The organism is Agromyces sp. NPDC004153, from assembly GCF_053603635.1.
This window is the reverse complement of sequence record NZ_JBSGFY010000001.1, coordinates 429,207-446,981: the sequence shown is the minus strand read 5'-3', so window position 1 is coordinate 446,981 and position 17,775 is coordinate 429,207. Positions and strand designations below refer to the sequence as shown.

The following is a 17,775-nucleotide window of genomic DNA, read 5'->3' as shown; positions in this document are numbered from 1 at the left end:
ATCACCCATTCACTGACAGCAACGGAGTTCTCAGATGGCCGACTACGTCCTCGCGATCGACCAGGGCACCACCTCGTCGCGCGCGATCATCTTCGACAAGGCCGGATCGATCGTCTCGACCGGGCAGCTCGAGCACGAGCAGATCTTCCCGAAGGCCGGCTGGGTCGAGCACGACCCCGCCGAGATCTGGCGCAACACGGGGGAGGTCATCGGGCAGGCGCTCGGCAAGGCGAACCTGACGCGGCACGACATCGCCGCGGTGGGCATCACGAACCAGCGCGAGACCGCGGTGGTCTGGGACCGCACGACCGGTGACCCCGTGTACAACGCGATCGTGTGGCAGGACACCCGCACCCAGGCGATCGTCGACCGGCTCGCGGCCGACGGTGGCGTGGAGCGGTTCAAGGAGCAGGTCGGCCTGCCGCTCGCGACCTACTTCTCGGGCACGAAGATCGTGTGGATCCTCGAGAACGTGCCCGGCGCACGCGAGAAGGCCGAGCGGGGCGACCTCCTGTTCGGCACGACCGACACGTGGGTGCTCTGGAACCTCACGGGCGGTGTCGAGGGCGGCGTGCACGCGACGGATGTCACGAACGCGAGCCGCACGATGTTCATGGACCTGGAGACCCTCCAGTGGGACGACGAGATCCTGGCGGCGTTCGGCGTACCGCGCTCGATGCTGCCCGAGATCCGGTCGTCGTCGGAGGTCTACGGCGTGGCGAACGAGCACTCGCTGCTGCGCGAGACGCCGATCGCCGGCATCCTCGGCGACCAGCAGGCCGCGACCTTCGGCCAGGCCGCGTTCGACGCCGGTGAGGCGAAGAACACCTACGGCACGGGCAACTTCCTCATCTTCAACACGGGCGAGGAGATCGTGCACTCGCGCAACGGGCTGCTCACCACGGTGGGCTACAAGCTCGGCGACGAGCCGGTGCACTACGCGCTCGAGGGTTCGATCGCCGTCACGGGTTCGCTGATCCAGTGGCTGCGCGACAACCTCGGCCTCATCTCGTCGGCGGCGGAGGTCGAGGACCTCGCGAAGGGCGTCGACGACAACGGCGGGGCGTACTTCGTGCCGGCGTTCTCGGGCCTGTTCGCGCCGTACTGGCGGCCCGACGCGCGCGGCGCCCTCGTGGGGCTCACCCGCTACGTGAACAAGGGGCACATCGCCCGCGCCGCCCTCGAGGCGATCGCGTTCCAGACCCGCGACGTCGTGGAGGCGGTGAACGCCGACGCGGGCATCGACCTCTCGGAGCTTCGCGTCGACGGCGGCGCCACCGCGAACGACACCCTGCTGCAGTTCCAGGCCGACATCCTCGGCGTGCCCGTCGTCCGCCCGGTCGTCGCCGAGACCACGGCGCTCGGCGCGGCCTACGCCGCCGGCCTCGCGGTCGGGTTCTGGTCGGGCCTCGACGAGCTCCGCGCGAACTGGCAGGAGGATCGTCGCTGGGAGCCCGCGATGGAGGCGGGCGAGCGCGAGCGACTCGACCGCAACTGGAAGAAGGCCGTCTCGAAGACCCTTGACTGGGTGGACGAGGACGTCCTGTAGGCCTCACCGCAGGTACGGTGGGATGACGGGCCGGGTGCATGGGGGTGCATCCGGCCCGTTCCTATGCGAAGGGGGCGCGGTCAGCCCGCCAGCCGCGGCACGAGCAGGGGAGCGAGCTCGTCGAGCCCGTGCACCTCGAGCACGCCCGACTCGCGCGCCTCGGCCGCGGAATCGGCGTCGGGCCTGGCGCCCGTGCGGTTCACCCACACGCCGATGAGCCCGGCACGGGCGGCTCCGATCGCGTCGGTGCGCAGGCGGTCGCCGACGTACGCGGCGGCCGAGACGGCGCCGGTCGAGCGGAATCGATCGACTGCCGCGTCGAAGATCGCCCGGTCGGGCTTGGTGACGCCGAGCTCGCCCGACGCGATCACGTGGTCGACGCGGCCGTGCAGGGCGAGCCGCACGATCTTCGCGGTCTGGAACTCGAGCTCGCCGTTCGTGACGATCCCGAACCGCACGCCGGGCAGTCCGGCGGCGAGGGCGTCGAACGCCGGGAACACGTCGTCGTGCAGCGACCACGAGTCGCGATAGCGCTCGAAGTACTCGCTGAACCAGGCGCTCGCGTCGACGTCGTCGAGCTCCTCGCCGAACTCGCGGGCGAACGCCGCGGCACGCGCGCGCCGCTGGCCCTCGAAGCTGAGCGCCCCGCCGAGGTACGCCAGGTAGTGCTCCTCCTCGAGCTCGTGCCACCGGCGGGCGGCGACCGTCTCGTCGCCCTCGTAGGCCCGCTCGCGCATGTAGCGCACGATCCCGGCGGCGACCGCCTCGCGGTGCGCCATGAGCGTGTCGTCGAGATCGAACAGCACGACGGGCGACCCGCCGGTCACGCGGCCTCCCCGAGGATGTCGGCCCAGCTCGCGAACGCCGCGGGATCGGGGGTCGCCGTGCGCACCGCATGCCACGCGGGAAGCGTCCCCCGGCCGTCGCGTGTCGGCACCGTGGCATCCTCGGGATGCACCCGGAGGAAGCCCGCCGCGCGGGCGACCTTCGCCGACGCCACGTTGCCCTCGACCGCACGCCAGCGCAGCGAGGTCGCGTGACGGATGCCGCCGCCGAGCGCCCATTCGGCCACGGCGATCGCCGCCTCGCTCATGAAGCCGGCGCCGCGATGCTCCGCGCCGATCCAGTAGCCGATCTCGTGCTCGCCGGACCGCACGCTGATGACGCCGAGGAGCTGGCCGCCGTGGACGAGGCGCAGCGCCCAAGTGAGCTCGGCGCCCGTCGCCCACGACTCGGGCACGTGCACGCCGAGGAACGCGTCGGCGTCGGCGCGGCGGTAGGGCCACGGCGTCGTCAGGTACTGCTCGAACAGGGGATCCTGGCAGTACCGGGTCACCGCCTCGGCGTCGTACGGCATCGGCTCGTCGAGCACGAGCCGTCGCGTGCGGAGGGCGACGGGGCGCACGTCAGCCCCGGCGGACGAAGCCGACCCGGTCGTAGACCGTGCGCAGCATCCGCTCGGCGCGCTCGCTCGCCCGCTCGGCGCCGATCGCGAGCAGGCGGTCGAGCTCGGCCGGGTCTTCGAGGAGCTCGAGCGTGCGGGTGCGGATGGGCGCCAGTCGCTCGACCACGGCGTCGGCCACGTCCTTCTTGAAGTCGCCGTAGCCGCGGCCGTCGTACTCGGCCTCGAGCTCGGGGATCGGCCGCCCGGTGGTCGCCGCGAGGATGTCGAGGAGGTTCGAGATGCCGGGCTTCTCCCGAAGGTCGTAGCGCACCTCGCGACCCGTGTCGGTGACCGCGCTGCGGAACTTCTTCGCGGTGACGGCGGGGTCGTCCATGACCTTCACGAGGCCGGCCTCGGACTGCGCCGACTTCGACATCTTGGCCGTGGGCTCCTGCAGGTCGTAGATGCGCGCCGACTCCTTGGGGATGAGCGCCTCGGGCACGACGAAGGTCTCGCCGAAGCGCGAGTTGAAGCGGCCCGCGAGGTCGCGCGTGAGCTCGAGGTGCTGGCGCTGGTCGTCGCCGACCGGCACGAGCTGCGTGTCGTAGAGCAGGATGTCGGACGCCATGAGCACCGGGTACGTGAACAGGCCGACCGTCGTGGCATCCGTGCCCTGCTTCGCCGACTTGTCCTTGAACTGCGTCATGCGGCTCGCCTCGCCGAAGCCCGTGAGCGTGCCGAGCACCCAGGCGAGCTCGGCGTGCGCCGGCACCTGGGACTGCACGAAGAGCGTGGATCGGTCGAGGTCGACGCCGGCGGCGAGGTACTGGGCGGCCGTGCGCCGGGTCGCCTCGCGCAGGGCGCCCGGCTCCTGCGGCACGGTGATGGCGTGCAGGTCGACCACGCAGTAGATGGGGTCGTGGTCGTCTTGGAGGGCGACCCAGTTGACGAGCGCGCCGAGGTAGTTGCCGAGGTGGAGCGAGTCGCTCGACGGCTGCATGCCGGAGAAGACGACGGGACGGGAGGCGTTCATGCGGTGGGAGTCCTTGTCAGCGGTGGAGTCAGATGGCGTAGTCGACGACGACGGGAGCGTGGTCGGACCATCGGGCGTCGTAGGTGTCGGCGCGGTCGATCGCATAGGCGACGGCGGCGTCGGCGAGCGCGGGGGTGGCGAGCTGGTAGTCGATGCGCCAGCCCGTGTCGTTGTCGAACGCCTTGCCGCGCCACGACCACCAGGAATACGGACCGTCGACCTCGCCGGCGAAGCGGCGGCCGACGTCGACCCAGCCCAGCCCGGCACCGCGGTTGTAGTCGTCGGCGTCTTCCGCGCCGACGAACCGGTCGAAGTACGCGCGCTCGTCGGGGAGGAAGCCGGCCCGCTTGACGTTGCCCTTCCAGTTGCGGATGTCGAGCGTGCGGTGCCCGACATTGAGGTCGCCGACGACGACGGCGAGCTCGGAGTGGGCGGCGAGCTGGGGCAGCCGTGCCTCCATGGCGTCGAGGAAGCGGTACTTCTCGACCTGCTTGGGGGTGTCGGCCTCGCCCGAGTGCACGTAGGCGCTCACGACCGTGACGACGCGGTCGCCGACCTCGTAGTCGGCCTCGAGCCAGCGGCCCGCGCTGTCGAAGTCGGGTGCGCCGAGCTCCACGCGGTGGATGCTCGCGCGATTGCGGCTCGCGATGGCGACGCCGGCGCGGCCCTTCGCGGTGGCGGGGTCGTGCAGGATGTCCCACTCGTCGCCGAGCAGGGCCTGCACGTCTTCGGTGGTGGCGCGCACCTCCTGCATCGCGAGGATGTCGACGTCGCGCGCGGCGAGCCACTCGCCCATGCCACGACGGTATGCGGCCCGGATCCCGTTGACGTTGGCGCTGACGACACGGAGCGGTTTCGCGGGGGGCATGCCTTCGATCCTAGGGGAGGCCCCCGACGTCGTCGGTCGTGCCGGGCGGCCTCGCCTGGGCCTCCGCACGGGCCAACTCGTCCTCGGCCCTCGTGAGCCGACGTCGGGCGGGCACCCGCTCGAGCCAGTTCGCGTCGGCCAGCGCCTGCTGGGCCTCGCGCACCCGCACGTGCGCGGCCGTCACGAGCGCCTCCTGCTCGCGGGCGAGTTGTTCCGCCTCGAGCTGCGCGGGCGTCACGAGTCGGAGCGACTCGTGCTTGTCGGACGCCTCGACCGCGATCCACGCGGCGGCGACGAGGATGATCACGCTCGCGATGCGGAACCACAGCAGCAGCGCGATGAACACCGCGAAGGTCGCGAGGAGCGGGTTCTTGCCGGCCGCCGTGAGGACGTACCCGCCGAGCATCTGCAGGGCCGTCAGCGCGGCGGAGCCGAGCAGCGACCCGACCCACATGCGACGCCAGGGCATCGCCGCGCCGGACAGGAATCGGAACAGGACCGCGAGCGCCAGCGTGTCGATGACGAACACGACGAGGAGCGAGCCGGCCTGGAGGGCGGCGTTCGTCCAGCCGGTGTCGTCGGGGATGCCGGTGAGGGTCGCGATCCAGCCGAAGAACGAGGTCGTGACCACCGACAGCACCGTCGCGACGATCAGGATCGCGCCGAAGGCGAGCCCGACGAGCAGGTCCCGGGTCTTCAGCAGCACGTACGCCCTGGTGTCCTTCGGCAGGCCGAAGGTGCTGCGCACGGCGATCCGCGCGTACGTGATCCACCCGATCGCCGTCCAGATGAGGCCCACCAGCGCCACGGCGCCCGTGAGGCCGAAGAGGCTGGTGCTCGCCGTCGCGATCGTCATCAGGTCGTCGGTGGAGATGATGCCGTCGTCGCCGATCAGCCCCGGGGCGTAAGTGTTGAGCAGGGCGATGAACGCGGTGAGCGCCTGCGAGTTCCCCGTCAGCCAGATGCCCGCGACGGCGAACACCACGTACACGGCCGCGAAGATCGCGAACAGCGCCTGGTAGCTCATCCCGGCCGAGAGGATGAAACCGTTCCGCGCGAGGAAGTGGCGCCAGACCCGCACGGGGAACAGGGCCATCGTCTTCCGGGTGATCGTCGTGACCCGGTTGATCGGCTCCTCGAACCGCTCCTTGGTGCGCGTTCCGAGCTCCTCGAACCGCTCGCGCGCGGACTCCCCGGAATCGGGGTGTCCGGATGCCGCGGCATCCGCAGCGACCTCGGGCGCCTCGCGGTCGTCGTCGTGCTCCGATCCGCGGCGACGGCCGCGACGACCGACTGCTGAGGTGGGCTCGCTCACGCTCCCAGCGTAGCGATCCGGCCGGGCGGGGCATGCGCGAGGGGCCGGTGCGATCGGCACCGGCCCCTCGTCGTCAGCGAGCGCGTCGCGTCAGGGCTTGCCGCGCATGATGGCCTGCTTCACCTCGGCGATGGCCTTCGTCACCTCGATGCCGCGGGGGCACGCGTCGGTGCAGTTGAAGGTCGTGCGGCAGCGCCACACGCCCTCCTTGTCGTTGAGGATGTCGAGGCGCACGGATGCCGCGTCGTCGCGCGAGTCGAAGATGAACCGGTGCGCGTTGACGATGGCCGCGGGGCCGAAGTACTGCCCGTCGGTCCAGAACACGGGGCACGACGAGGTGCACGCCGCGCAGAGGATGCACTTCGTGGTGTCGTCGAAGATCTCGCGCTTGGCGATCGACTGGATGCGCTCCTTGCCGGGCTCGGGCTTCGAGTTCGCGATGAGGAACGGCTGCACCTCGCGGTAGCTCGCGAAGAACGGCTCCATGTCGACGACGAGGTCCTTCTCGAGCGGCAGGCCCTTGATGGCCTCGACGTAGATCGGCTTCGAGATGTCGAGGTCCTTGATCAGCGTCTTGCAGGCGAGGCGGTTTCGGCCGTTGATGCGCATGGCGTCGGACCCGCAGATGCCGTGCGCGCACGAGCGGCGGAACGTCAGCGAGCCGTCCTGCTCCCACTTGATCTTGTGCAGGGCGTCGAGCACGCGGTCGGTCGCGTACATCTCGACGTCGAAGTCCTGCCAGCGCGGCTCCGTGTCGACGTCGGGGTCGAAGCGGCGGATCAGGAACGTGACCGTGAACGACTGCACGGGCGCGCTCGCGGCCGGCGGGTTCTCGAGCGTTGCGGTGCTCACGTCAGTACTTCCTCTCCATCGGCTGGTAGCGCGTGACCGTCACCGGTTTCCAGTCGAGCCGGATGTGGTCCTCGGCGTGCGACGATTGGGCGTCGCCCGTGAGGTACGCCATGGTGTGCTGCATGTACTTCTCGTCGTCGCGGTTCGGGAAGTCATCGCGCATGTGGCCGCCGCGGCTCTCCTCGCGGTTGCGGGCCGAGTGCACGACGACCTCGGCGAGGTCGAGCAGGAATCCGAGCTCGACGGCCTCGAGCAGGTCGGTGTTGAACCGGCGCCCCTTGTCTTGAACCGCGATGTGCTTGTAGCGCTCGCGCAGCGAGGCGATGACGGATGCCACGTGCGCCAGGGACTCGTCGGTGCGGAACACCTGCGCGCCCTTGTCCATCTCGTCCTGCAGCTCCTTGCGGATCGCGGCGATGCGCTCGGTGCCGTCGGAGTCGCGGAGCTGCTGGAGCAGGTCGCGCACGCCGGCCGCCGGGTCGTCGGGCAGCGGCGTGAAGTCGACCGTCTTCACGTACTCGACCGCGTTGCGGCCGGCGCGCTTGCCGAAGACGTTGATGTCGAGCAGCGAGTTGGTGCCGAGGCGGTTCGAGCCGTGCACCGAGACGCAGGCGCACTCGCCGGCCGCGTAGAGGCCGGGCACGACCGTCGTGTTGTCGCGCAGCACCTCGGCCGCGACGTTGGTCGGGATGCCGCCCATCGCGTAGTGCGCGGTGGGCATGACCGGCACGGGCTCGTAGACCGGGTCGACGCCGAGGTAGGTGCGCGCGAACTCGGTGATGTCGGGCAGCTTCGTCTCGAGCACCTCGGCGCCGAGGTGCGTGCAGTCGAGGAGCACGTAGTCGCGGTGCGGACCGGCACCGCGGCCCTCGGCCACCTCCTGCACCATGCAGCGGGCGACGATGTCGCGCGGTGCGAGGTCCTTGATGGTCGGCGCGTAGCGCTCCATGAAGCGCTCGCCCGAGGCGTTGCGCAGGATCGCGCCCTCGCCGCGAGCGCCCTCGGTGAGGAGGATGCCGAGGCCCGCGAGGCCGGTCGGGTGGAACTGGAAGAACTCCATGTCCTCGAGCGGCAGGCCCTTGCGCCAGATGATGCCGACGCCGTCGCCCGTGAGCGTGTGCGCATTCGAGGTCGTCTTGTAGATCTTGCCGAAGCCGCCCGTCGCGAAGATGACGGCCTTGGCCTGGAAGACGTGGAGCTCACCCGTGGCGAGCTCGTAGGCCACGATTCCCGACGGCTGGGGGACGCCGTCGACCTCGGTCATCACGAGGTCGAGCGCGTAGTACTCGTTGTAGAACTCGATGCCGAGCTTGACGCAGTTCTGGAACAGCGTCTGCAGGATCATGTGTCCCGTGCGGTCGGCCGCGTAGCAGGCTCGGCGCACCGGCGCCTTGCCGTGGTCGCGCGTGTGCCCGCCGAACCGGCGCTGGTCGATCTTGCCCTCGGGCGTGCGGTTGAACGGGAGGCCCATGTTCTCCAGGTCGATGACCGCGTCGATGGCCTCCTTCGCGAGGATCTCGGCCGCGTCCTGATCGACGAGGTAGTCGCCGCCCTTGACGGTGTCGAAGGTGTGCCACTCCCAGCTGTCCTCCTCGACGTTCGCGAGCGCGGCGGCCATGCCGCCCTGCGCCGCGCCCGTGTGCGAGCGGGTCGGGTACAGCTTCGAGATGACCGCGGTGCGCGCACCCGGTCCGGCCTCGATCGCGGCCCGCATCCCCGCGCCGCCGGCGCCGACGATGACGATGTCGTACTGGTGGTAGTGGACGCCGTCGACGACCGTCGTCTCGACGTGGGCGCTCTCGGGATTCACAGGTCTCCTAGGCGGCGGGGCAGAACGAGGGGAGCAGGTCGGCTGGGGCGCCGGCGGGGCACGGGTCGAACGTGAACACCACGAGCGTGCCGAGCACGATGAGCACGGCCGCGGCCGCGAACAGCGCGAGCTTCAGGAGCCGCTGGATGGTGCCGGGGCTCGTGTAGTCGTTCACGATGGTGCGCATGCCGTTGGCGCCGTGGATGAGCGCGAGCCAGAGCATCAGCACGTCCCACCACTGCCAGAACGGGTCCGCCCACTTGCCGGCGACGAAGCCGAAGTCGATGGCCTTCACGCCCTCGCCCACGAGCAGGTTGGTGAACAGGTGGCCGAAGATGAGCACGATCAGGACGACGCCCGACGCGCGCATGTAGATCCAGCCCCACTTCTCCCAGTTGACGCCGCGCTTGCGGGCCGGGCGCGCGGGGCTGCGGGGTGTTTCGATGGCAGTCATGTCGCGGCCTCTCAGTGGCTGAAGACGTTCATCAGGTGACGGGGCACGAACGCGAGCATCGTGACCACCCAGAGGGCGATGACCACGTAGAAGAGCACGCGCTGGTGGCGGGTCGCCCACGTCCAGAAGTCGACGAGGATGATGCGCAGGCCGTTGAAGGCGTGGAACACGATGGCGCCGACGAGCGCGACCTCGCCGAGGCCCATGATCGGCGTCTGGTAGGTGCCGATCACCGCGTTGTAGGCCTCGGGGCTGACGCGCACGAGCGCGGTGTCGAGGATGTGCACCAGGAGGAAGAAGAAGATGGCGACACCGGTGATGCGGTGCAGCACCCATGACCACATGCCCTCGCGGCCGCGGTAGAGCGTGCCGCCCGGCCGCTGCTTGGCCGACTTCTCGGGTGCGGTCAGGGTTCCTGCCGAGATCTCTGGCATGAACAACCCTCCCTGGCTGTGTGATTCGCCCTTGACGAGAGGGCACGACGGGCGAACGGCCCGCATGCGAGTCTAGTCCCGCGTCGGAGGCGGCGCGGCTTAGGGCTGCCTAACCCCGGGGCGCGGCCGGGGGCCACGGCGAGCGGATGCCGCGGAGGACCGCCGGGTATCCTCGATCGCATGTCGGTACCTTCCCTGCCCCTCGAGGGCTTCTACAGCGTGATCCCCGCGGGGGGCGTCGGCTCACGGCTGTGGCCGCTCTCCCGGGCGGACGCGCCGAAGTTCCTGCACGACCTCACGGGGTCGGGCCAGACCCTCCTGAAGGACACGTGGGACCGGCTCGCACCCCTCTCTGGCGAGCAGCGGGTCATGGTCGTGACGGGACGCGCGCACCGCGCGGCCGTCGAGGCGCAGCTGCCCGCCCTCGCCGACGAGAACATCGTGCTCGAGAGCGAGCCGCGCGACTCGACTGCGGCCATCGGCCTCGCCGCCGCGATCCTCGAGCGCCGCGAGCCCGGCGTCGTGATCGGCTCGTTCGCCGCCGACCACGTGATCTCGGGCGACGCGCTGTTCCGCTCGGCGGTCGCCGACGCGGTCGCCGCCGCCCGCGCCGGGTACATCGCGACGATCGGCATCACGCCCACCGAGCCGGCCGTCGGGTTCGGCTACATCGAGTGCGGCGGCCCGATCCGCGTGCCGGGGGCAGACCGCGTCGAGGCCGTGTCGAACTTCGTCGAGAAGCCCGACCTCGAGACCGCGAAGCGCTACCTCGAGGGCGGCGACCACCTCTGGAACGCCGGCATGTTCATCACGAAGGCGTCGACCCTGCTCGAGGAGCTCTCCCGCACCAAGCCCGAGCTGCACGCCGGGCTCGTCGAGCTCGCCGAGGCGTGGGACGACCCCGAGACGCGCGGCCCGGCCGTCGACCGGATCTGGCCGACGCTCGAGAAGATCGCCATCGACTACTCGGTCGCCGAGCCCGCCGCCGCGGCCGGGCGGCTCGCGGTCATCCGCGGCCACTTCCAGTGGGACGACGTCGGCGACTTCGCGTCGCTCGCCAAGCTCAACACGGCGGGGCGCTCGGGCGAGCTCGCGATCCTCGGCGAGAACGCCCGGGTGCTCGCCGACGCATCGAGCGGCATCGTCGTGAGCCGCGCGAAGCGGGTCATCAGCCTGATCGGCGTGCACGATATCGTCGTCGTGGACACGCCCGACGCGCTCCTCGTCACGACGAGCGAGCACGCCCAGCGGGTCAAGGCGGTCGTCGACGCCCTCCGGCTCGGCGGGTCGAGCGACGTGCTCTAGGGGCACTCAAGAGAACGGGGCAGCGGATGTCTGTGCGTCGGTGGTTCGGCTTCGGAGCGGCGCTCGTCGCGGCATCCGTCACCCTCGCGGCCTGCGCGCCCGCGCCCGAGTCCGGCGGCACCGACGCCGCAGACGCGGACTGCGTGCGCATGGTGACCAACTCCGGCGGACTCGAGGACCGCTCCTTCAACCAGTCGAGCTGGGAGGGCCTGCAGCAGGCCGAGGAGGAGCTCGGCGTCGAGGCCGAGGCGATCGTCTCCACGGGCGAGACCGACCTCGCGCCCAACGTGCAGCAGGCCGTCGACTCGGGCTGCGGCCTCATCGTCACGGTCGGGTTCGAGCTCGCCGAGGCGACGCTCGAGCAGGCCGAGGCGAACCCCGACCTCGCGTTCGCGATCGTCGACGAGACGGTCGAGGCCGACAACGTGAAGCCCGTCGTGTTCGACACCGCGCAGGCCTCGTTCCTCGCCGGCTACCTCGCCGCGGGCGTCTCGAAGACGGGTGTCGTCGCCACGTTCGGCGGTGGCAACCAGCCGCCGGTGACCCTGTTCATGGACGGCTTCGTCGACGGCGTCGCGAAGTACAACGAGATCCACGGCACGCAGGTGCGCGCGCTCGGCTGGGACAAGGCGAAGCAGGACGGCGCGTTCACCGGCGACTTCGAGGACATCAACAAGGGCAAGGCGCTCACCGAGGGCTTCATCGACCAGGGCGCCGACGTCATCCTCCCGGTCGCCGGGCAGGTCGGGGAGGGCGCGACGTCGGCGGCCCTCGAGCGCGGCGGCGTCTCGGTGATCTGGGTCGACAGCGACGGCTACGAGACGCTCGCACCCGAGTTCCGCCCGGTCATCCTCACGAGCGTGCTGAAGAACACGCAGGACGCGATGGTCGAGATCGTCGGCGAGGTGCAGGACGGCTCCTTCACGAACGAGCCCTACGTCGGGACGCTCGAGAACGGCGGCGTGGAGATCGCGCCGTACCACGACCTCGCCCCGCTCGTGACGCCCGAGCTCGACGGCGAGATCGAGGGCCTGCGCCAGGCGATCATCGCCGGAGAGCTGCTCGTGGAGTCGCCGAGCGCGCCGTGATCCGCATGGGAATGCGCATCCCGTCCCCCGAGCGGGGGCCTGTCGGCCTGCTCATATGAGCAGAATGTCGCGGCTTCATAACCATTGCATGTCACCTGCGGCCGCGACCTGAGCGGTGAGCGCAACATTCGGTAACGTGACTCCACGAGTCCCGCGACGGTCGGGGCGCAGTCTTTGGAGGACACAGTGAAGGTCACGACCAGGAAGGCCGCGCTGGGCGGCCTTGCCATGTTCGGCGCAGCCGTGCTGCTCGCCGGTTGCGGTTCCGCGCCCGAGGATTCGGGCAGCACCGACGGGGGAGAGGCGAGCGACTTCCTCCCCTGCATGGTCTCCGACGCAGGCGGCTTCGACGACAAGTCCTTCAACCAGCTCGGCTTCGAGGGCCTGACCGCGGCCGCCGACGAGCTCGGCGTCGAGCCGGTCACGGTGCAGTCCGACACCGAGACCGACTACGCGCCCAACCTGACGAACCTCGTCGACCAGGGCTGCAACCTCATCGTCACGGTCGGCTTCGCGCTGGCGTCGGCGGCGGGGGAGTCGGCCGAGGCCAACCCCGACATCGAGTACGTCTCGATCGACGACACGGTCGACCTCGACTTCGACGGCACCACCGACTTCGAGAACATCAAGCCGATCATCTTCGACACCGCCCAGGCTGCGTTCCTCGCCGGCTACGCGGCGGCCGCGTACTCGCAGACCGGCGTCGTCGGCACCTTCGGCGGCATGAACTTCCCGACGGTCTCCATCTTCATGGACGGCTTCGCGCAGGGCGTCGAGTACCACAACCAGGAGAAGGGCACGAACGTGCAGGTCCTCGGTTGGGACCGCGCCGCGCAGGACGGCCTCTTCACCGGTGGCTTCGAGGCGAACGACACGGCGCGCAACACCGCGCAGGGCCTCATCGACCAGAACGTCGACGTGCTGCTGCCCGTCGGCGGCCCGATCTACCAGTCGGCCGCCGCGGCCATCCGCGACTCCGGTCGGACCATCGCGATGATCGGCGTCGACGCCGACTTCACCGAGACCGACCCGTCGGTCGCCGACCTCATGCTCACGTCGATCCTCAAGGGCATCGACGTCGGTGTCGAGGAGGCCGTGGTCGCGGCCGGCAACGGCGAGTTCGACAACACCCCCTTCATCGGCACGCTCGAGAACGAGGGCGTCGGCATCGCGCCGTTCCACGACTTCGAGTCGCTGGTCCCGGCCGAGCTCCAGGGCGAGCTCGACGACCTCAAGGCCGCGATCATCGCGGGCGACATCGAGGTCGAGTCCTACCTCGCGGCCTCCGAGTAAGGACGCACGCACTGATCGGGGAGGTCGGCGCCAGCCGGCCTCCCCGATCGGCGTTCCGACGCATTCCGGAGCGGGTCGCGCAACATCTGCGCACGCGGCATCCGGCCATTTCGACATTCGCGCAGCATCACCTACGGATGCAGCCACCTCACTAGGATCGGGGACATGAAGCTCGAACTTCGCGGCATCACGAAGCGATTCGGCAGCTTGGTCGCCAACGACCACATCGACCTCACCGTGGAGGCAGGCGAGATCCACGCCCTCCTCGGTGAGAACGGCGCAGGCAAGTCGACGCTCATGAACGTGCTCTACGGCCTCTACCAGGCCGACGAGGGCGAGGTGCTCCTCAACGACGAGGTGCAGCACTTCGCGGGTCCAGGCGACGCGATGGCCGCCGGCATCGGCATGGTGCACCAGCACTTCATGCTCATCCCGGTGTTCACGGTCGCCGAGAACGTCATGCTCGGCCACGAGTCGACCCGCGCCGGCGGGCTGCTCGACCTGCCGACCGCCCGCGCGAAGGTGCGCGAGATCTCCGAGCGGTTCGGGTTCGACGTCGACCCCGACGCGCTCATCGACGACCTGCCGGTCGGCGTGCAGCAGCGCGTCGAGATCATCAAGGCGCTCTCTCGCGACGCGCGCGTGCTCGTGTTCGACGAGCCGACCGCCGTGCTGACGCCGCAGGAGACCGACGAGCTCATGGCCATCATGCGCCAGCTCAAGGAGACCGGCACCTCGATCGTCTTCATCACGCACAAGCTGCGCGAGGTCCGAGAGGTCGCCGACCGCATCACGGTCGTGCGCCTCGGCAAGGTCGTCGGCGAGGCGTCGCCCACGGCCACGAACGCCGAGCTCGCGTCGCTCATGGTCGGCCGCGCGGTCGAGCTCACCGTGCAGAAGGAGGAGCCGCAGCTCGGCGCGCCCGCACTGCAGGTCGAGCACCTCACGGTCATCGACCCGGCCGGGCACCTCGTCGTCAACGACGTGAGCTTCGACGTGCGCCGGGGCGAGATCCTCGCCGTCGCGGGCGTGCAGGGCAACGGGCAGACCGAGCTCACCGAGGCGCTCCTCGGCCTCCAGCCCCGCATCGAGGGCTCGATCCGGCTCGACGGCGCCGAGCTCAGCTCCGCGGGCGTCAAGCGCATCCTCGACGCGGGCGTCGGCTTCGTGCCCGAGGACCGCACTGAAGACGGCCTGGTCGGCGAGTTCACGATCGCCGAGAACCTCATGCTCGACCGCAGCGGCGGCGCCCCGTTCGTGCGCGCCGGGAACATCCAGCGCGCCGCGCTCGCCGACTTCGCCCGCGACAAGGTCAAGGAGTTCGACGTCCGCACGCAGGGCATCGAGTCGAAGGTGCGCCAGCTCTCGGGCGGCAACCAGCAGAAGGTGGTGCTCGCGCGCGAGCTGAGCCGCGATCTGCGACTCCTCGTCGCCGCGCAGCCCACCCGCGGCGTCGACGTCGGCTCGATCGAGTTCATCCACAAGCGCATCGTCGAGACGCGCGACGCGGGCGTCCCCGTGGTCGTCGTGTCCACCGAGCTCGACGAGGTCGTCGCGCTCGCCGACCGGATCATGGTCATGTACCGCGGTCGCATCGTCGGGATCGTCCCCGGCGACACGCCGCGTGACGTGCTCGGCCTCATGATGGCCGGCGAACAACCCGAAGGAGCGGCCGCATGAGCGACCCCCAGAAGCCCGACGCCGCCGGCCCCACCGGTGCCTCCGGCGACCTCGACGCCGACGTCGCGATCGAGGAGCCCGGCGGGGTCGAGCCCGAGGCTCGCGCCGACGAGGCCCCCACCGGCGCCGCGCCGGCCGGCGCCGAGGTTCCCCCGCCCTCCCGCTGGCACACGATGCTCCACCAGATCGCCACCGGCAACGCCATCATCTCGGTGCTCGCGGTGCTGCTCGCGCTCCTCGTGGGCGCCATCATGATCGCGTTCACCAACGAGCGCGTGCAGGAGACGAGCGGCTACTTCTTCGCTCGTCCGACCGACATGCTCCAGGCGATCTGGGATGCCGTGGCCGGCGCGTACTCAGCCCTGTTCCAGGGTGCGGTGTACAACTTCCGCCGCGACACGTTCCTCGCGGGCATCCGGCCGCTCACCGAGACGCTGACGTTCGCGACCCCGCTCATCGCCGGTGGCCTGGGCGTCGCGCTCGCCTTCCGCGTCGGCATGTTCAACATCGGTGGTCGCGGCCAGATGCTCATCGCGGCCTCGGTCGCCGGCTGGATCGGCTTCGGCTTCGACCTGCCGTGGGGCCTGCACATGCTCGTGGCCCTCATCGGCGGCCTCATCGGCGGCGCCCTCTGGGCCGGGATCGCGGGCTTCCTCAAGGCGCGCACCGGCGCGCACGAGGTGATCGTCACGATCATGCTCAACTACGTCGCGTTCTACCTCGTGTCGTGGCTGCTGCGCACGCCCGGGCTGCTCCAGGCGCCCGGCTCGTCGAACCCGAAGACGCCGGCGATGAAGGAGACGGCGATCTTCCCAGCGCTGTTCGGACCGCAGTTCAACCTGCACTTCGGATTCGTGCTCGTGATCATCGCCACGATCGTCGTGTGGTGGATCCTCAGCCGCTCGAGCCTCGGCTTCCGCTTCCGCGCCGTCGGCGAGAACCCCAACGCGGCCCGGGTCGCGGGCATCAACGTGCGCAACATGTACGTCTACGCGATGCTCATCTCCGGCGCCCTGCTCGGTCTCGCGGGGGTCAGCCAGGTGCTCGGCACCGTCACTACGGGCTTCACCGCGGGCATCGACGCCGGCATCGGCTTCGACGCCATCACGGTGGCGCTGCTCGGCCGTTCGACGCCGTGGGGCACCTTCGTGGCCGGACTGCTGTTCGGCGCGTTCAAGGCCGGCGGCTTCTCGATGCAGGCCGCCGAGGGCGTGCCGATCGAGATCGTGCTCGTGGTGCAGTCGCTCATCGTGCTCTTCATCGCGGCACCGCCGCTCGTGCGCACCATCTTCCGACTCCCCGACCCGGCCACGCGACGAAGGGCCCTGCCCAACGTCTCCCAGGAGGTGAAGGTCAAGTGACCGCCGCCCTGCAGCACAACGCCCCCGCCCCGGTGGCCGAGCCGCTCGACACCACCGTCGTCACGAGCTGGAAGGCGCCGATCGCGTTCGCGATCTTCACGCTCGCGGCGCTCGCGCTCGCGGTCTTCGCGCCGCGTGACGGCGACACCACCTTCCGCCTGTCGTCCCCGACCGACCTCATCCAGCTCCCCGAGATCACGGTGCCGTCGATGCCGGCGCTCTGGATCACGATCGTGCTGCTCGCGCTCGCGACCGCGTACTCCGCGATGCTCGTCGCGTCGAAGCGCAAGGTCCCGCTCTGGCTCGTCGTTGTCTTCGCGGTCCTGTTCATGTTCGGCTTCCTCACGTGGGCGGCCTCGGGCGCCGCCATCCCGGTGATCGGCCTGCTGTTCGGATCGCTGAGCCTCGCCGTGCCGCTCATCTACGGCTCCCTGACCGGCGTGATCGGCGAGCGCGTGGGCGTCATCAACATCGCGATCGAGGGCCAGCTGCTCGCCGGCGCGTTCACCGCGGCGGTCGTCGCGTCGGTCGTCTCGTCGTCGACGGGTCAGCCCTGGCTCGGCCTGATCGCCGGCACGATCGGGGCGATGGTCGCGGGCCTGCTCGTCGGCATGGTGCTCGCGGCGTTCTCGATCAAGTACTTCGTCGACCAGGTCATCGTCGGCGTGGTGCTGAACGTGCTGGTCATCGGCCTCACGAGCTTCTTCTTCTCGCAGGTGCTCTCGCCGAACGCCGGCACGCTCAACACCCCGCCGCGATTCGAGCGGCTGCCGATCCCGCTGCTCAGCGACATCCCGATCATCGGGCCGGTGTTCTTCCGCCAGACCATCGTCGTGTACCTCATGTACGTCGCGGTCGCGGTCGTGTACGTGGGGCTGTTCCACACCAAGTGGGGCCTGCGGCTCCGCGCGGTCGGCGAGCACCCGCAGGCCGCCGACACGGTCGGCATCAAGGTGAACCGCACCCGGTTCTGGAACGTCGCGCTCGCCGGCGCGATCGCCGGCCTCGGCGGCACGTTCTTCACGATCGGCTCGGGTATCGCCTTCAACAAGGAGATGACCGCGGGCGCGGGCTTCATCGCGCTCGCCGCCGTGATCTTCGGCCAGTGGGACCCGATCAAGGCGACCCTCGCGGCGCTGCTGTTCGGCTTCGCGTCGAACCTGCAGAACACGCTGTCGGTCATCGGGTCGCCCGTGCCCAGCGAGTTCATGCTCATGCTGCCGTACGTCGTCACGATCTTCGCCGTGGCAGGTCTCGTCGGCAAGGTACGCGGGCCCGCAGCGGCCGGCAAGCCGTACATCAAGTCCTGAGCGGATGCCGCGGGCGCGCGGCATCCGTCATCGAACCGA

The 17,775-nt window shown here is 70.2% G+C and carries 16 protein-coding genes; 7 read left to right on the top strand and 9 right to left on the bottom strand.

Annotation, left to right across the window (positions count from 1 at the left end; genetic code table 11):
• The first annotated feature begins 34 nt into the window (after positions 1-34).
• Positions 35-1,549, top strand: coding sequence for a glycerol kinase GlpK (glpK, locus tag ACWEOH_RS02065; protein ID WP_452027805.1), 1,515 nt, complete (start codon positions 35-37; stop codon positions 1,547-1,549).
• An 80-nt stretch (positions 1,550-1,629) separates the two neighbouring features.
• On the opposite strand, the gene ACWEOH_RS02060 is transcribed toward glpK, so the two are convergent.
• The 9 genes from ACWEOH_RS02060 to sdhC all read right to left on the bottom strand — a co-directional run bounded on the left by ACWEOH_RS02060 (position 1,630) and on the right by sdhC (position 9,699).
• Complete coding sequence (locus ACWEOH_RS02060; protein WP_452027803.1) at positions 1,630-2,376, bottom strand: HAD family hydrolase; 747 nt, start codon at positions 2,374-2,376, stop codon at positions 1,630-1,632.
• Positions 2,373-2,954 (bottom strand): GNAT family N-acetyltransferase, encoded by a 582-nt coding sequence (locus ACWEOH_RS02055; RefSeq protein WP_452027801.1) that lies wholly within the window; start codon positions 2,952-2,954, stop codon positions 2,373-2,375. The genes ACWEOH_RS02060 and ACWEOH_RS02055 overlap by 4 nt, the downstream gene beginning before the upstream one ends.
• A gap of 1 nt (position 2,955) precedes the next feature.
• Positions 2,956-3,966 (bottom strand): tryptophan--tRNA ligase, encoded by a 1,011-nt coding sequence (gene trpS, locus ACWEOH_RS02050; RefSeq protein WP_452027799.1) that lies wholly within the window; start codon positions 3,964-3,966, stop codon positions 2,956-2,958.
• A gap of 28 nt (positions 3,967-3,994) precedes the next feature.
• Entirely contained in the window at positions 3,995-4,834 is an 840-nt protein-coding gene (locus ACWEOH_RS02045) for an exodeoxyribonuclease III (protein ID WP_452027797.1), read from the bottom strand.
• 10 nt (positions 4,835-4,844) lie between these two features.
• On the bottom strand, positions 4,845-6,149 hold the full coding sequence (locus ACWEOH_RS02040; protein ID WP_452027796.1) for a YhjD/YihY/BrkB family envelope integrity protein: 1,305 nt from the start codon (positions 6,147-6,149) through the stop codon (positions 4,845-4,847).
• Between the two features lie 90 nt (positions 6,150-6,239).
• Positions 6,240-7,001, bottom strand: a complete 762-nt coding sequence (locus ACWEOH_RS02035; protein WP_148732026.1) for a succinate dehydrogenase iron-sulfur subunit — start codon at positions 6,999-7,001, stop codon at positions 6,240-6,242.
• A 1-nt stretch (position 7,002) separates the two neighbouring features.
• Complete coding sequence (gene sdhA / locus ACWEOH_RS02030; protein WP_452027793.1) at positions 7,003-8,811, bottom strand: succinate dehydrogenase flavoprotein subunit; 1,809 nt, start codon at positions 8,809-8,811, stop codon at positions 7,003-7,005.
• Between the two features lie 7 nt (positions 8,812-8,818).
• The gene (locus tag ACWEOH_RS02025) at positions 8,819-9,265 is read right to left on the bottom strand and encodes a succinate dehydrogenase hydrophobic membrane anchor subunit (protein ID WP_452027791.1); all 447 of its coding nucleotides are present in this window, start codon (positions 9,263-9,265) and stop codon (positions 8,819-8,821) included.
• A gap of 11 nt (positions 9,266-9,276) precedes the next feature.
• Positions 9,277-9,699 carry a succinate dehydrogenase, cytochrome b556 subunit gene (gene sdhC / locus ACWEOH_RS02020; protein ID WP_452027790.1) on the bottom strand — a complete coding sequence of 141 codons (423 nt, stop codon included), beginning with the start codon at positions 9,697-9,699 and terminating at the stop codon, positions 9,277-9,279.
• A gap of 180 nt (positions 9,700-9,879) precedes the next feature.
• Here sdhC and ACWEOH_RS02015 point away from each other — a divergent pair, with 180 nt between their 5' ends.
• The 6 genes from ACWEOH_RS02015 to ACWEOH_RS01990 all read left to right on the top strand — a co-directional run bounded on the left by ACWEOH_RS02015 (position 9,880) and on the right by ACWEOH_RS01990 (position 17,736).
• Positions 9,880-11,004 carry a mannose-1-phosphate guanylyltransferase gene (locus tag ACWEOH_RS02015; protein WP_452027788.1) on the top strand — a complete coding sequence of 375 codons (1,125 nt, stop codon included), beginning with the start codon at positions 9,880-9,882 and terminating at the stop codon, positions 11,002-11,004.
• Between the two features lie 26 nt (positions 11,005-11,030).
• Positions 11,031-12,092 (top strand): BMP family lipoprotein, encoded by a 1,062-nt coding sequence (locus tag ACWEOH_RS02010; RefSeq protein WP_452027786.1) that lies wholly within the window; start codon positions 11,031-11,033, stop codon positions 12,090-12,092.
• Between the two features lie 186 nt (positions 12,093-12,278).
• Positions 12,279-13,385: a BMP family lipoprotein gene (locus ACWEOH_RS02005; RefSeq protein ID WP_452027784.1), complete on the top strand. Its 1,107-nt coding sequence runs from the start codon at positions 12,279-12,281 to the stop codon at positions 13,383-13,385.
• A gap of 165 nt (positions 13,386-13,550) precedes the next feature.
• Positions 13,551-15,065, top strand: a complete 1,515-nt coding sequence (locus ACWEOH_RS02000; protein ID WP_452027782.1) for an ABC transporter ATP-binding protein — start codon at positions 13,551-13,553, stop codon at positions 15,063-15,065.
• Positions 15,062-16,426 carry an ABC transporter permease gene (locus ACWEOH_RS01995; RefSeq protein WP_452027781.1) on the top strand — a complete coding sequence of 455 codons (1,365 nt, stop codon included), beginning with the start codon at positions 15,062-15,064 and terminating at the stop codon, positions 16,424-16,426. The genes ACWEOH_RS02000 and ACWEOH_RS01995 overlap by 4 nt, the downstream gene beginning before the upstream one ends.
• Entirely contained in the window at positions 16,423-17,736 is a 1,314-nt protein-coding gene (locus tag ACWEOH_RS01990) for an ABC transporter permease (protein ID WP_452027779.1), read from the top strand. The genes ACWEOH_RS01995 and ACWEOH_RS01990 overlap by 4 nt, the downstream gene beginning before the upstream one ends.
• Positions 17,737-17,775 lie beyond the last annotated feature (39 nt).

Excerpts from the sequence above, each read along its gene's own strand:
- glpK (WP_452027805.1), top strand. The coding sequence starts at position 35 with ATGGCCGACTACGTCCTCGCGATCGACCAGGGCACCACCTCGTCGCGC.
- trpS (WP_452027799.1), bottom strand. The coding sequence starts at position 3,966 with ATGAACGCCTCCCGTCCCGTCGTCTTCTCCGGCATGCAGCCGTCGAGC.
- ACWEOH_RS02045 (WP_452027797.1), bottom strand. The coding sequence starts at position 4,834 with ATGCCCCCCGCGAAACCGCTCCGTGTCGTCAGCGCCAACGTCAACGGG.
- ACWEOH_RS02025 (WP_452027791.1), bottom strand. The coding sequence starts at position 9,265 with ATGACTGCCATCGAAACACCCCGCAGCCCCGCGCGCCCGGCCCGCAAG.
- sdhC (WP_452027790.1), bottom strand. The coding sequence starts at position 9,699 with ATGCCAGAGATCTCGGCAGGAACCCTGACCGCACCCGAGAAGTCGGCC.
- ACWEOH_RS02015 (WP_452027788.1), top strand. The coding sequence starts at position 9,880 with ATGTCGGTACCTTCCCTGCCCCTCGAGGGCTTCTACAGCGTGATCCCC.
- ACWEOH_RS02010 (WP_452027786.1), top strand. The coding sequence starts at position 11,031 with ATGTCTGTGCGTCGGTGGTTCGGCTTCGGAGCGGCGCTCGTCGCGGCA.
- ACWEOH_RS02000 (WP_452027782.1), top strand. The coding sequence starts at position 13,551 with ATGAAGCTCGAACTTCGCGGCATCACGAAGCGATTCGGCAGCTTGGTC.
- ACWEOH_RS01995 (WP_452027781.1), top strand. The coding sequence starts at position 15,062 with ATGAGCGACCCCCAGAAGCCCGACGCCGCCGGCCCCACCGGTGCCTCC.